General features: G+C 43.3%; 12 protein-coding genes. 11 read left to right on the forward strand and 1 reads right to left on the reverse strand.

Annotated features, from left to right (window positions below):
- Positions 1-8 precede the first annotated feature (8 nt).
- From ACP8HG_RS19990 to ACP8HG_RS20040, 11 genes are all read left to right on the forward strand, one after another.
- On the forward strand, positions 9-1,073 hold the full coding sequence (locus tag ACP8HG_RS19990; RefSeq protein ID WP_231885759.1) for a DUF3048 domain-containing protein: 1,065 nt from the start codon (positions 9-11) through the stop codon (positions 1,071-1,073).
- A gap of 27 nt (positions 1,074-1,100) precedes the next feature.
- Positions 1,101-1,421 carry a YerC/YecD family TrpR-related protein gene (locus ACP8HG_RS19995; protein ID WP_067205613.1) on the forward strand — a complete coding sequence of 107 codons (321 nt, stop codon included), beginning with the start codon at positions 1,101-1,103 and terminating at the stop codon, positions 1,419-1,421.
- A 107-nt stretch (positions 1,422-1,528) separates the two neighbouring features.
- Positions 1,529-2,221 (forward strand): heptaprenylglyceryl phosphate synthase, encoded by a 693-nt coding sequence (locus ACP8HG_RS20000; protein WP_067205615.1) that lies wholly within the window; start codon positions 1,529-1,531, stop codon positions 2,219-2,221.
- Positions 2,222-2,273: 52 nt separating this feature from the next.
- The gene (gene pcrA / locus ACP8HG_RS20005) at positions 2,274-4,511 is read left to right on the forward strand and encodes a DNA helicase PcrA (protein WP_067205617.1); all 2,238 of its coding nucleotides are present in this window, start codon (positions 2,274-2,276) and stop codon (positions 4,509-4,511) included.
- A gap of 23 nt (positions 4,512-4,534) precedes the next feature.
- Positions 4,535-6,547, forward strand: coding sequence for an NAD-dependent DNA ligase LigA (gene ligA, locus ACP8HG_RS20010; protein ID WP_438297761.1), 2,013 nt, complete (start codon positions 4,535-4,537; stop codon positions 6,545-6,547).
- Positions 6,548-6,551: 4 nt separating this feature from the next.
- Positions 6,552-7,682, forward strand: coding sequence for a CamS family sex pheromone protein (locus ACP8HG_RS20015; RefSeq protein WP_335339512.1), 1,131 nt, complete (start codon positions 6,552-6,554; stop codon positions 7,680-7,682).
- A gap of 73 nt (positions 7,683-7,755) precedes the next feature.
- Positions 7,756-8,043, forward strand: a complete 288-nt coding sequence (gene gatC, locus ACP8HG_RS20020) for an Asp-tRNA(Asn)/Glu-tRNA(Gln) amidotransferase subunit GatC (RefSeq protein ID WP_067205624.1) — start codon at positions 7,756-7,758, stop codon at positions 8,041-8,043.
- 25 nt (positions 8,044-8,068) lie between these two features.
- Positions 8,069-9,532, forward strand: coding sequence for an Asp-tRNA(Asn)/Glu-tRNA(Gln) amidotransferase subunit GatA (gatA, locus tag ACP8HG_RS20025; protein WP_067205626.1), 1,464 nt, complete (start codon positions 8,069-8,071; stop codon positions 9,530-9,532).
- 2 nt (positions 9,533-9,534) lie between these two features.
- Entirely contained in the window at positions 9,535-10,965 is a 1,431-nt protein-coding gene (gatB, locus tag ACP8HG_RS20030; RefSeq protein ID WP_067205631.1) for an Asp-tRNA(Asn)/Glu-tRNA(Gln) amidotransferase subunit GatB, read from the forward strand.
- Between the two features lie 183 nt (positions 10,966-11,148).
- Entirely contained in the window at positions 11,149-11,718 is a 570-nt protein-coding gene (locus ACP8HG_RS20035) for a thioredoxin family protein (RefSeq protein ID WP_067213823.1), read from the forward strand.
- Positions 11,719-11,799: 81 nt separating this feature from the next.
- Entirely contained in the window at positions 11,800-12,738 is a 939-nt protein-coding gene (locus ACP8HG_RS20040; protein WP_067205634.1) for a diacylglycerol kinase, read from the forward strand.
- 466 nt (positions 12,739-13,204) lie between these two features.
- Here ACP8HG_RS20040 and ACP8HG_RS20045 read toward each other — a convergent pair whose 3' ends face one another.
- The gene (locus tag ACP8HG_RS20045; protein WP_067205637.1) at positions 13,205-13,633 is read right to left on the reverse strand and encodes an NUDIX hydrolase; all 429 of its coding nucleotides are present in this window, start codon (positions 13,631-13,633) and stop codon (positions 13,205-13,207) included.
- Positions 13,634-13,665 lie beyond the last annotated feature (32 nt).

A 13,665-nucleotide genomic window follows, 5' to 3' on the forward strand; every position in this document is an offset into this window, starting at 1 on the left:
AGGCGTAAATGGAGAAGAAAATGAGAGGGTGGCTATTGTACATAGCTATCTTAATGTTGCTGTTAGCGGCGTGTTCAAAAGAAGAGAAGGCGGAGGACGTTGTACCCGAGCCGATAGAGGAAGAGGAAGAAGTAATCGTTGAAGAAGAACCTGTACAGGGGCCAACCTTGTATAAAGAACCGTTCACTGGTGTTCTATCAGAAGAGGAAAGTACCCGTCGCGCAGTTCTGATGACGATTAACAATCATCCGCTTGCAAGACCACAATCAGGCATTAGTGATGCAGATATTGTCTATGAACTTGCAGCAGAAGGCAACATTACAAGGCTTTTGGCATTATTTCAAAGTGAGCTACCTGAAGAAATCGGTCCTATCCGCAGTGCGAGGGATTACTTTGTCCAAATCTCAAAAGGACTTGACGCATTTTACGTGGCGCACGGATATAGCCCAGATGCCAAACAAATGCTGCAAAATCGTTTCGTGGATAATATAAACGGTATGCAATATGATGGAACGCTTTTCAATCGCTCCAAAGAACGAAGAGCTCCGCATAATTCGTATATAACGAAAGATAATGTGCTAGCAGGTATGGAGAAAACCAATTCGTCGATAGAATTGTCCGTAATACCGGCATTTTCTTTCCTAGATTCGATAGAAGGTGCTAAAATAGGGGATATCGCATCGATGCTTGTTGTTCGTTATGGCACAGACCCGGACTTTACAAGCACGTATTCCTACGATGCCGAAAAAGGAACGTACAATAGAATGGTAAAAGGGATCCTAACAGTCGATAAATCCAACGAAAAGCCAGTGGAACTGTCTAATATACTTATATTCGAAACAGCCCATCGTACAATTGATAACGTCGGCAGACAGTCAGTCGATATTGAATCGGGCGGTAGAGGTATGATGTTCCATGCAGGTATTGAAAAGGAAATCGAATGGGAAAATATTGACGGAATCCTAACACCGATGGAAAATGGTGTTCCTGCGAAACTTGTTCCGGGTAAAACGTGGATTCACATCGTTTCGACTCAACCTGGAATGGAAACGTCTGTCACATATACCCCTTAAGAAATTCATTCAGAGAGAGGGAGACATATGCAAATCGACAAAATCCGTGGTCATCAGACGGACCAACTATTTAAAGCAATGCTCGAATTAAAAGACCTCGATGAATGTTATGAATTCTTTGATGATCTCGTCACGATAAGTGAATTGCAGTCACTCGCCCAACGCTTGGAAGTGGCGCAAATGCTTATGATGAAGAAGACGTACGATAAGATACAAGGTGAGACAGGTGCCAGTACTGCAACTATCTCAAGAGTACGACGCTGTGTGGATTACGGCTCTGGCGGGTATGGAAAAGTACTTGGACGCCTCTATCCGCAAGTGAATGAAGAGGAAGCGGAGACTAAATAAGCACTTCAGGTGCCTTACGCTTTTAGTTAGAACCGGACAGGGAAAGAATCTGTCCGGTTTTTTTGGTATACTAGAGAAACGTACATTATAAGATTGGGTGGTCAAACATGGATTTCACTACATGGCGTCATGCCTTTAAATTAGATCCTGAAAAAACAGTGACAGACGAACAATTGGAACTGCTTGCAGAGTCAGGAACAGATGGAATTATTGTTGGTGGAACAGATGGAGTGACGCTCGATAACGTACTCGATTTGCTCGTCCGAATTAGAAGGTATTCCGTTTCAGTTGCACTTGAGATATCGACAGTTGACTCAGTGACACCGGGTTTTGATTATTATTTCATCCCAACGGTGCTTAACTCAACGAAAGTCGAATGGATTAATGGACTTCATCATTCCGCGCTTCGTGAATATGGGCATATGATGGACTGGGATGAAATTCAACCGGAAGGGTATTGCATTATGAACCCCGATTGTAAAGCGGCGAAATTGACTGGAGTGACAGAAGTTCCGAACGAAGAGGATGTCGTCGCTTATGCTCGCATGGCAGAACATCTTTTCAAATTACCCATTTTTTATCTGGAGTACAGCGGTATGTATGGTGATCCTAAAATAGTAGAAGCAGCATCACGCGTGCTCGAAAAAACTCGCCTATTTTATGGAGGCGGCATTAGGAATGGTGAAGATGCTAAAAAGATGGCTGAAATTGCGGATACAATTATCGTTGGTAACGTCATCTATGAAGATTTCAAGGCGGCATTGGGAACAGTAGACGCGGTGAAATCGGTTTCCCGTTAAGGCCAAATCAGTGTATAATAAAAGAACAAATGTTCCGAGAGGGCGATAATAGATGAATAAAATAGCAGAAGACTTACTTATAGGTATGAACCCAGAACAAGCTCGCGCAGTGAAGAAAACAGAAGGTGCACTGCTTATTATGGCGGGTGCTGGCTCTGGTAAAACACGTGTCCTAACACATCGGATTGCCTATCTCGTCGTTGAGAAAAACATTTATCCTTCCAATATTCTCGCGATTACATTCACTAACAAAGCGGCACGTGAAATGCGTGACCGTATTGATGGACTGCTTGGTGCTGGCACAGGCGAGCGGATGTGGGTTTCGACATTCCACTCAATGTGTGTCCGAATACTGCGACGTAACGTTGATCGAATCGGTATTTCAACATCATTTTCGATTCTCGATTCAGCCGATCAATTGTCGGTCATTAAAAGCGTTTTGAAAACGTTGAACCTTGATGCGAAACAATACGAACCACGTTCAATGCTGAATGCTATTAGCTCAGCGAAAAACGAGTGTATTGATGCAGAAATGTACCGCGCACAAATCAACCCTCATAACCCCTATGAAAAAACGATTGCAGACGTCTATGATGGCTATGCAAAGCGGTTGCGTAAAAACCAATCATTTGATTTTGACGATTTAATCATGATGACGTTGGTCTTATTCGAACGTGTACCAGATGTCCTTGAATTTTATCAAAACAAATTCCAATACATTCATGTGGATGAATACCAGGATACAAATAACGCACAGTATAGGCTTGTTAATATGCTGGCGGCTAAATTTAAAAACTTATGTGTTGTTGGAGACTCTGACCAATCTATCTATAGATGGCGCGGTGCGGACATCGGCAATATTCTGTCCTTTGAAAAAGACTATAAAAATGCCGAAATGATTATGCTTGAACAAAACTATCGTTCGACACAACGCATCTTACAGGCAGCGAACGACGTCATAACAAATAACAAGAGCCGCTATGATAAAAAGCTACGCACAGATAATGAAGAAGGCGATTCAATTTATGTCTACAAAGCAAGCGATGAAAAAGATGAATCGCAGTTTGTCGTAGGTAAAGTTATTGAATTGCAAGAGCAGGAGAAACTAAAACTCGACCAATTTGCAGTTTTGTATCGTACAAATGCTCAGTCGCGCGTTATCGAGGAATATCTTGTGAAATCCAATCTCGATTACACAATTGTTGGTGGCACGAAGTTTTATGAACGGAAAGAGATTAAAGACTTGCTTGCATATTTAAAACTCGTATCCAACAATGACGATGATCTTGCACTGGCCCGGATTATTAATGAACCAAAGCGCAGTATTGGTGCTACTTCATTCGATAAAATGGCGCGCTTTGCAATTGAACATGACCGCTCCATTTTTGACGCATTACAAGAAGTTGACTTTATGGGCATTACGTCAAGAGCTGCAAATGAAGTTGCCAAGTTCCGTGAGCTGATCGCAGGATTTACTCGAATGCAGGAATACTTATCGGTGACTGAACTTGTTGAGCAAATACTTGATAAATCGGGTTACCGCGAAATGCTTCATCGTGAAAAAACAATTGAGTCAGAAAGTCGTCTGGAAAATATCGAAGAGTTTTTATCTGTAACGGAAGCTTTTGAAAAACGTGCAGAAGAAGATACAGGTGACAAATCATTAGTCGCCTTCCTGACAGATCTTGCGCTCATCGCAGATATTGATTCACTTGATAAAGAAGAGAACAAATCTACAGAGAAAATTGTCCTTATGACGATGCACGCCGCCAAAGGTCTTGAATTTCCTGTTGTCTTCATCATCGGAATGGAAGAAAACGTCTTTCCGCACTCCCGTTCAATGGGAGATGACGAGGAGATGGAAGAAGAAAGGCGTCTTGCGTATGTGGGAATCACGCGTGCAGAGCAAAAACTCTATCTAACTTCCGCATCGTACCGCACGCTTTATGGACGTGCGAGCTATAATAGCCCTTCACGTTTCATTGCAGAAATTTCGGATGACATTACGGAAATTGTTTCAAGAGATTCCGGATTCTCCATTGGAGGCGGATCCAAAGCACGTAATGAAGCACCTGTGCGATCTGCTGTTAAAAAGCCTGTATATAATACCAGTGGTGGAGACAAAATGGGATGGAGCCCTGGCGACAAAGCGGTTCACAAAAAGTGGGGAACCGGCATGATTGTCAGCGTAAAAGGGACAGGCGAAGAAGTAGAACTGGACATCGCATTTCCAAATCCAGTCGGAGTCAAACGTCTCTTAGCAAAATTTGCACCAATTGAAAAAGCATGATGGCTGAAGGAGAGAAAAAATCGATGGATCGACTTGAACTCGAAAAACGGGTGGAAGAATTGAATAACCTGCTTCATCAGTATGGTCATGCTTATTATTCGCTTGATAAACCGCTTACTTCCGACGCAATCTATGACCAATATATGCAGGAACTGTTGTCGATTGAAGCGGAAAATCCTGACCTCATTTATCCGGACTCCCCCTCACAGCGTGTAGGTGGAGAGATACTGAAGGGATTTGGAAAAGTCGTTCACGAGTTTCCGATGCTTAGTCTATCGAATGCATTCAATGAAGAAGATTTGAGAGAATTTGACAGGCGTGTTAAGGCGGCAGCAGGACACGATGTTTCGTATATTTGTGAACTAAAAATAGATGGGCTTGCTATTTCGCTCAGATATGTCGACGGAAAGTTTGTACAGGGCTCAACTCGTGGAGATGGTACGGTCGGGGAAGATATAACGGCAAGTTTAAAAACAATCCGGACAATCCCACTTCGACTGAAAGAATCTGTTGCGATTGAAGTTCGCGGCGAGGCTTATATGCCGAAGCAATCGTTCGTGAAATTGAATGTAATGCGCGACGAAGCCGGCGATGAGCCGTTCGCCAATCCACGTAACGCGGCGGCAGGCTCACTTCGCCAACTCGATCCAAAAATAGCGGCGAGCCGAAATTTGGCGATATTCGTTTATGGAATCGGTGGCGATGGAAGTTTATTCGGACAAGATAGTCATTCAGACTCACTAGATTACCTTGCTGCGCTTGGCTTTGAAACGAACAAAGAACGCAAGCGATGCGCCACAATTGAAGAAGTGATTGACTATGTTGGGGAGTGGGGGGAAAGCCGTTCCGCTCTTGACTATGAAATCGACGGGATTGTTGTAAAAGTCGATAACTTTGAGGATCAGGAACAGCTTGGATTTACGGCGAAAAGTCCGAAATGGGCGACTGCTTACAAGTTTCCCGCTGAGGAAGTCGTCACAACGTTGCTAGATATAGAGCTTAGTGTTGGCAGAACAGGTGTAGTGACTCCAACAGCTATACTTCAACCAGTTCTTGTCGCGGGATCGACTGTAGGACGCGCATCGTTGCATAATGAGGATCTCATTAAAGAAAAAGACGTTCGAATCGGCGACACAGTTATTATCCGAAAAGCAGGAGATATTATTCCGGAGGTAGTCGCTGCAATTGTGGAAAAACGCACTGGCGATGAAGTACCTTTTGAAATGCCAACGAACTGTCCTGTCTGTGATTCAGAACTCGTTCGAATCGAGGAAGAAGTTGCGATACGTTGTGTTAATCCACAATGTCCAGCACAGATGAAAGAAGCCATTATTCACTTCGTGTCCCGCAATGCAATGAATATCGAAGGAATTGGTGAACGGGTAGTTGACCTTTTGTACAAGGCAGATCTTGTCCACGACGTCTCGGATCTATATACGCTGACAAGAGAGCAATTAATTGAACTCGAACGGATGGGTGAAAAATCCGTCTCGAATCTACTAACTGCAATTGAAGCATCAAAAGAAAATTCACTTGAAAAAATGCTCTTTGGACTAGGTATCCGCCATGTAGGTGAAAAAGCGGCAGCAATACTTGCGGAGGAGTTCGGAACACTTGCTGATCTAATGGTAGCCGATGCAGAGCGGCTTGTAACCATCCACGAAATCGGGAACAAGGTAGCCGATTCAATTACGACCTATTTTAGCAATGAAAAAGTTCTTGAAGTGCTTCGAAAGCTGGAGGCTTACGGATTGAATACAGCCTATAAAGGACGCAGGCGGCAAGATGTACCGACAGACGGCCTATTTTCTGGCAAGACTGTTGTCCTAACAGGGAAACTATCCATTTTGACCCGTGGCGAAGCGAAAGAGAAAATCGAAGCATTCGGCGGAAAAGTGAGTGGTAGCGTGAGTAAAAAGACAGATCTTGTGATTGCAGGGGAAGACGCCGGCTCGAAATTGGCAAAAGCCGAGGAGCTTGAAATTACTGTGTGGAATGAAGCTGAGTTGATTGAAGCACTTGGCGAAAAGGAGTAATTATATGATGAGAAAAATAGGTATACTACCTGGACTTGCAGCCATTCTTCTACTTGGAGGGTGTCTTCCTTCATTCGGAACGGAGAAAGAGGAAGCCGTCCAGGAGAACGACGAAAGCATTGAAGAGACTGTCATGATACCGGATGTCCAATTAAAAGAAGAGTTTTACAAGACACCTATCTCTTTCAAGAAAAGTGCGAGTCGTGGTCTAATCGTAAACAATATCTATACAAAATACGATATGCAGGAAGCAGAGGAAGGGCTCTTACGTCTTTCCAATCAGCATTTTAATCCGAAAAACCATTACTTTCAGGAAGGGCAACATATCGACAAGGAGACTGCCCAGGCCTGGCTGTCAAGAAGTTCAGCGAATAAAGCTGGTTTGAATCCACCCATCGAGGAAGGCATGAGCGAAGAGACAGCCTCGGAAGTGGCGCCGAATTATCTGGCCCATATCGTCGAACAGAACTACCTCGTAATGACGGATGACAAGAAACTCCATCTTGCCGGGATTTCCGTCGGTCTAGCACTTAATTCAACCAGCTATTCGAGAAGTGGAAAAGAGACCAAAATAACGGATAAGGTACTTGAGAAGCAAGGTATGAAAATGGCTGAAGAAGTTGTAAAGCGGCTGCGTACACAGGAAGGGCTATCAGATATCCCGATTGTTGTCGGACTGTTTAAGCAAGAGAGCCGCAACTCCATTGTCCCGGGCACTTATTTTGCAACAGCCATCGCTGGAAAAGGGCAATCGGCACCGACAGGTTGGAAAGTAGTTAACGAGAAGTATGTTGTTTTCCCAGCGTCTTCTGCGAATGGCGAATATAGGGAAATGAATACTACATTTGATAGCTTTAAACAGGATATCGATGCGTATTTCCCGAGTTTCGTCAACGTCATAGGCACCGGATTTTATAAAGACAACAACTTAAAGTCGCTTGAAATAAAAGTACCAATCCAATTCTTTGGTACAAGTGAAACGATCGGTTTCACGCAATATATGACGTCACTCGTTAATCAACATTTCCCGAATGTGCATACAGAAGTAAGTATAACGTCCGTCAATGGACCGGAAGCATTAATCGTGAAAGAGGCAGATAATGATAAGCCATTCGTTCATATTTACGGCTATTGATCAACATAACTTTTCATCATAATAGGAAGATGATATGATTAACCGTACAATTCAAAGAGGAGGAGGAGAAACAATGACACAATTGACGATAGATGAAGTGAAACGTCACGCAGGTCTTGCAAGGATTGCTATGACAGACGCTGAGGCAGAAATGTTTGCTGAGCAACTCGAAGACATGATTGGATTTTCCATTAAACTAGAAGAAGTGGACACTGAGCAGATTGCTCCAATGACACATCCACTACCGCTTTTCAATGTATTACGTAAGGATATTCCGACAGACGCACTTGACAGGGAAGAGATGCTGAAGAGCGTGAAAGAGCATGAAGACGGACAAATCAAAGTGCCGACTATCATTTGATGAATGGATTTAAGGAGGAAGAAAAATGACGTTATTTGAAAAGACGGCAACAGAACTTCAGTCGCTATTACATAATCGGGAAGTATCTGTCAAAGAACTGACGGAGGAGTCACTAGCCCGTATTGAAAAGATGGATGGAAAAGTACAAGCTTTCCTCTCAACAAATGGCGAACAGGCACTCGCTAAAGCGGAAGAATTGGACAACCAGCCATTAGAAGGACGGGGACCTCTATTCGGGTTACCGATCGGTCTGAAAGATAATATCGTTACAAAAGGCATTGTTACAACTGCTGCTAGTAAGATGCTTGAAGGCTTCGTACCAGTTTACGATGCGACAGTGGTTGATAAAATCAATGAAGCAGGAATGGTAACAATCGGGAAACTGAATATGGATGAATTTGCGATGGGATCGACGACAGAAAGATCTGCATTCCAAACGACACATAATCCATGGAATCTTGATTACGTTCCCGGAGGTTCATCAGGCGGTTCGGCGGCGGCAGTTGCAGCCGGCGAAGTAGCATTCGCACTTGGTTCAGATACAGGCGGCTCTGTCCGTCAACCCGCTGCATTCTGTGGCGTTGTCGGCATGAAGCCAACATACGGTCGCGTGTCTCGTTCAGGTCTTGTTGCTTTCGCATCATCACTAGACCAAATTGGTCCGATTACGCGCAACGTTGAAGACAATGCATTGCTACTAAGTGCAATTGCAGGCTTAGATGCAAAAGATTCATCTACATCTCCGCAGGCTGTTCCTGATTTCCGTGCTGCACTAACCGGCGACATCAAAGGCTTAAAAATCGGCGTTCCAGCCGAGTATTTAGGTGAAGGTGTATCTGAAGAAGCGAAAAATGCAGTATTGGAAGCGCTCAAAGTACTCGAATCACTTGGTGCCGAGTGGGAAGAAGTTTCACTTCCACATTCGAAGTATGCATCTGAAGTCTACTATGTCATATCATCTTCTGAAGCATCATCGAATCTTGCTCGTTTTGACGGGATTCGTTACGGTTATCGTGCTGAAGGCGTCAAGGATCTTGAAGAATTATACGCGCGTACACGTTCTGAAGCTTTTGGCAATGAAGTGAAAAAACGTATTTTATTCGGTATGTATTCATTAGGTGCAGCTCAACACGGTGGTTTATATGTGAAATCGCAAAAAGTACGTACACTCATTGCACAAGACTTTGCTACTCTTTTCGAAAAATACGATGTAATCATCGGACCTTCATCTGCGACAACGGCTTATAAAATTGGTGAAAAACTAGAAGATCCGTTGACGCTGTATGCAAACGACATTTTAACAGTTCCGATTAACCTTGCGGGTGTACCGGCAATTTCGGTTCCATGCGGATTTTCGAATGGACTTCCACTTGGTCTTCAAATTATCGGGAAACATTACGATGAAGCGACACTCTACAAAGTTGCACATGCTTACGAACAAGCGACTGATTTCCATACACAAACTCCAGTCATATGGGAGGGGAAATAATAATGAACTTTGAAACAGTAGTAGGACTTGAAGTCCACGTAGAACTTAAAACAAATTCGAAAATCATGTCCCCAGCTCATGCACATTTTGGTGCGGAACCAAACATGAACATTCATGTGATTGACTTGGCTTATCCAGGTGTATTACCGGTGATGAACGAACAAGCAGTTGATTTCGGTATGAAAGCTGCAATGGCACTTAACTGTGAAATTGCGCCTATTACTAATTTCGACCGTAAGCATTACTTCTATCCCGATAATCCGAAAGCTTACCAAATCTCTCAAGATGACCGTCCAATTGGTGCAAACGGTTGGGTAGAAATCGAAGTTGATGGTAAAAAGAAAAAGATTCGTATTGAACGCGTTCACCTTGAAGAAGATGCAGGGAAATTAACACATACCGATGAAGGTCACTCGCTTGTTGACTTAAACAGGCAAGGTGTACCATTAATTGAAATTGTAACTGAAGCTGATGTACGGTCTCCTGAAGAAGCGTATGCTTTCCTTGAAAAATTGAAAGCTATCATTCAATACACAGGTGTTTCCGATGTCCGTATGGAAGAAGGATCACTCCGTTGTGACGCCAACATTTCTATCCGTCCGTTTGGACAAGAGGAATTTGGAACGAAAACGGAATTGAAAAACTTGAACTCATTCAACTTCGTTCGTAGAGGAATCGCATATGAAGTGGATCGTCAAGAAGAAGTTTTATTATCCGGTGGTAAAATCGAACAGCAAACACGCCGTTACGATGAAGCAACAGGTAAAACAATTCTTATGCGCGTCAAAGGTCCAGCGAATGATTATCGCTTTATTCCTGAACCTGATTTGACAGATATTCATATCGATGAGGCATGGATGGCACGTGTTCGTGCTGAAATCCCAGAACTTCCGGACGCTCGTAAGGACCGTTATATCAACGACCTTGACTTACCTGCTTACGATGCGATGGTATTGACACTGACAAAAGATATGTCTGATTTCTTCGAAGCAACTGTTTCGGCGGGAGCGGATGCGAAGCTTGCATCTAACTGGCTTATGGGTGAAGTTTCAGCTTATCTAAATGCAGAGGCAAAAGAACTTGATGCTACGGCATTAACGCCTGAAGGACTTGCAAGTATGATTAAGCTGATTACAGATGGTACAATTTCATCTAAAATCGCGAAAAAAGTGTTCAAGGAATTGATTGATAACGGCGGAAATGCAGCAGACATCGTCAAAGAAAAAGGGCTTGTCCAAATTTCTGATGAAGGCACGCTTCGAACAATCGTCACTGAAACATTAGATGCAAATGAACAATCGATTGAAGACTATAAAAACGGGAAAGAGCGCGCAGTAGGCTTCCTCGTTGGTCAAATTATGAAAGCGACGAAAGGGCAGGCAAACCCGCCACTCGTTAATAAAATTCTTCTTGAGGAAATTGCGAAGAGGTAACTAGAAAAGCGTAAGGCGCCTTGACACCATTTTTAGGCGAAAACTTATTATTTCCTATTTTTAATTGAGACGTTCTGCATAAGACTTTTCCAAGTCCCTGTACAGAGCGTCTTTTTTTAATCTCGTAATTTGATTCGCGGGAAGGGACGACGTACAATTAAAGAAAAGGAGTGTGGATGATTGATGAAAACTGAACAACAATACTTTGATGAAGCCATTTCACTCGAACAGTATATGAATAAGATGGAAAAACATAAAGAAGAAAGTTTTCGCATTTATGAACAATTCGAAGTGCCGGCAGATGATGAATTCATCGAGCTATTAAAAGCAAAGAAACCGAATATCTTAGTCATTACGGAAGATTGGTGCGGAGACGCTATGATGAACAATCCGGTTCTTCGAAGAATAGCGGAAGCCGCGGGTCTTGACGTACGTACGGCATACCGTGATGCAGATACGGACTTAATCGACAAACATCTGACAAATGGAGGTAGGTCGATTCCTGTATACTTATTGCTTGATGAAGACGGGGAAGTCGAGGCGAAATGGGGACCGCGAGCAGCTGCCATTCAAGAATATGTTTTAGAATTGCGCAAAGACTTACCTGCAGCTGATTCACCAGTTTATAAAGAAAAACAGCAGGCATTCATCGAGCGGATTACTGCCGAATATACATCCAAGCCAGAGCTGTGGTTGACAGTATACGATGACATTCGTAAAACATTCTTACCGGTATTGCAGAAACAATCTTAAGTGCCAAGTGGCATGTCTTATTAATCGAGCATTTTAGCTGATTCTTTTAAAAAACATATGTACGAATAGAGGGAATTACGGATGAAACGAGCAAGAATTATTTATAATCCGACGTCGGGACGCGAAGCATTCCGCAAACACCTGGGTGAGGTACTCGAGAAGCTTGAAAAGGCCGGTTATGAAACATCTTGTCATGCGACAACGTGTGAAGGAGATGCAACAGAAGCAGCTAAACATGCTGTAGAAGCTGGTTTTGACCTTGTAATTGCTTCAGGTGGGGATGGCACATTGAACGAAGTCATCGCGGGCGTGAGTCCATTTGACAATCGTCCCAAAGTTGGACTTATTCCTACTGGAACGACGAACGACTTTGCGCGCGCGTTACGTATTCCTCGTGATATTAACGAAGCGGTAGATATTATCATTCGTGGAGAAACGATACCTGTCGATGTTGGTTTAATGAACGATCGCCACTTTATTAACATTGCAGGTGGCGGCAGATTGACCGAATTGACATATGATGTCCCAAGCAGATTGAAGACAGTACTTGGGCAGCTTGCTTATTATTTAAAAGGTATTGAGATGTTGCCGTCGATCCACTCTACTCACGTCAAGATTGAATACGATGGTGAAGTATTTGAGGATGAAGCAATGATGTTTCTCGTCGGCTTAACGAATTCAGTCGGCGGCTTTGAAAAACTTGCCCCTGGTTCAAGCATTAATGACGGGAAATTCACTTTGCTCATCCTGAAAAAGTGTAATATCGCTGAATTCATACGTGTTGTTTCGCTTGCTCTCAGAGGTGAGCATCTAGATGATCCGCTTGTTATTTCAACTAAAGCAGAAAAAATCACAGTGACATCCACTGAAAAGGTACTCCTCAATCTAGATGGAGAATACGGTGGAGTATTACCGGCAAGGTTTGAAAATCTTTACAGGCATATTGAGATGTTTGTTCCTATGAGTGAATTACGGAATGAGGATCGAGTAGACCTACCGGATTCTTCTGTAGAGTCGTAAATTGCAGTCAGGATTAGGTAGTTAGTAGATTGGACAAAATGAGCTGTAAGGATGCCGAAAGTGGGCATTCCTACAGCTCATTTTCTAAAATATAAGAATTTCACTTTGGAGCAGTGTCTAGGCTAGGTGCCTTTAAAGTACAGTTCAGCTCTGGGGCTTGAAGTAGGCACTGCAAGGATGCAGGTATGAGTGGGGAGGGATTTGAATTACATCCCTCCTTGTTGTGACAGGACGGCGCCTTGCGCCTTACTTATGTCTAGCCGCTTGGGTCATAAACAATCCAGCTATATGGCAAAGAGCGTCAAGCCGCTAGATTGATTTATGTCTGTCGCGTATTGCGGGCGCCTTTCGCTTTTCAATGTCTGCCAGCCCCTCGGGTTATAAGTCGTTTTGCTGTGGGGCTGAAGTACTCCTCCTCACAAACCGTCTTATACCTGTCAGGGCTGGACGGCGCCTTTCGCTTTTCTTAAATAAATTCTATTGCCTGATCTTGATTGGCGGCTAGTTCGGGCAACTTGTTGATGGGTACCCAGCGATGGCAAAATATCATACCGTCGTCTTCGCCACCTCCATATACACGGTGTTCCCACCCATCATGTTCTTTACCGATAAACGTGAGGTGAAAAATATTCCTTTCATAGATAACATTCTTATGTTCAGGGAAGTAATTCGATTTAATAACTTTCCCTTTCAACTCTAAATCTTCTCTATTAATACCTGTTTCTTCTTCGATTTCCCGATATAATGCGTCTATCAGAAGCTCGTCAACTTCAATTGTTCCTCCGGGGACCTGTAAGCCGGCGTTAGGATTATCTTTATGCTCGAACACCAGAATTTCACGCTTGGTACCCTCACCTTTTGTAATATAAGCTAATACTTTTCTTTTTAGTTCCACTGTGTTCACCCCGCTTTAGTTTATTAAATATA

It is taken from the genome of Sporosarcina sp. FA15 (assembly GCF_051550195.1).
GTDB classification, from domain to species: Bacteria; Bacillota; Bacilli; order Bacillales_A; family Planococcaceae; genus Sporosarcina; species Sporosarcina psychrophila.

Bases quoted from the DNA above. Each gene is read 5' to 3' on its own strand.
- ACP8HG_RS19990 (WP_231885759.1), top strand. From the start codon at position 9: ATGGAGAAGAAAATGAGAGGGTGGCTATTGTACATAGCTATCTTAATG.
- ACP8HG_RS19995 (WP_067205613.1), top strand. From the start codon at position 1,101: ATGCAAATCGACAAAATCCGTGGTCATCAGACGGACCAACTATTTAAA.
- ACP8HG_RS20000 (WP_067205615.1), top strand. From the start codon at position 1,529: ATGGATTTCACTACATGGCGTCATGCCTTTAAATTAGATCCTGAAAAA.
- pcrA (WP_067205617.1), top strand. From the start codon at position 2,274: ATGAATAAAATAGCAGAAGACTTACTTATAGGTATGAACCCAGAACAA.
- ligA (WP_438297761.1), top strand. From the start codon at position 4,535: ATGGATCGACTTGAACTCGAAAAACGGGTGGAAGAATTGAATAACCTG.
- ACP8HG_RS20015 (WP_335339512.1), top strand. From the start codon at position 6,552: ATGATGAGAAAAATAGGTATACTACCTGGACTTGCAGCCATTCTTCTA.
- gatC (WP_067205624.1), top strand. From the start codon at position 7,756: ATGACACAATTGACGATAGATGAAGTGAAACGTCACGCAGGTCTTGCA.
- gatA (WP_067205626.1), top strand. From the start codon at position 8,069: ATGACGTTATTTGAAAAGACGGCAACAGAACTTCAGTCGCTATTACAT.
- gatB (WP_067205631.1), top strand. From the start codon at position 9,535: ATGAACTTTGAAACAGTAGTAGGACTTGAAGTCCACGTAGAACTTAAA.
- ACP8HG_RS20035 (WP_067213823.1), top strand. From the start codon at position 11,149: ATGAAAACTGAACAACAATACTTTGATGAAGCCATTTCACTCGAACAG.
- ACP8HG_RS20040 (WP_067205634.1), top strand. From the start codon at position 11,800: ATGAAACGAGCAAGAATTATTTATAATCCGACGTCGGGACGCGAAGCA.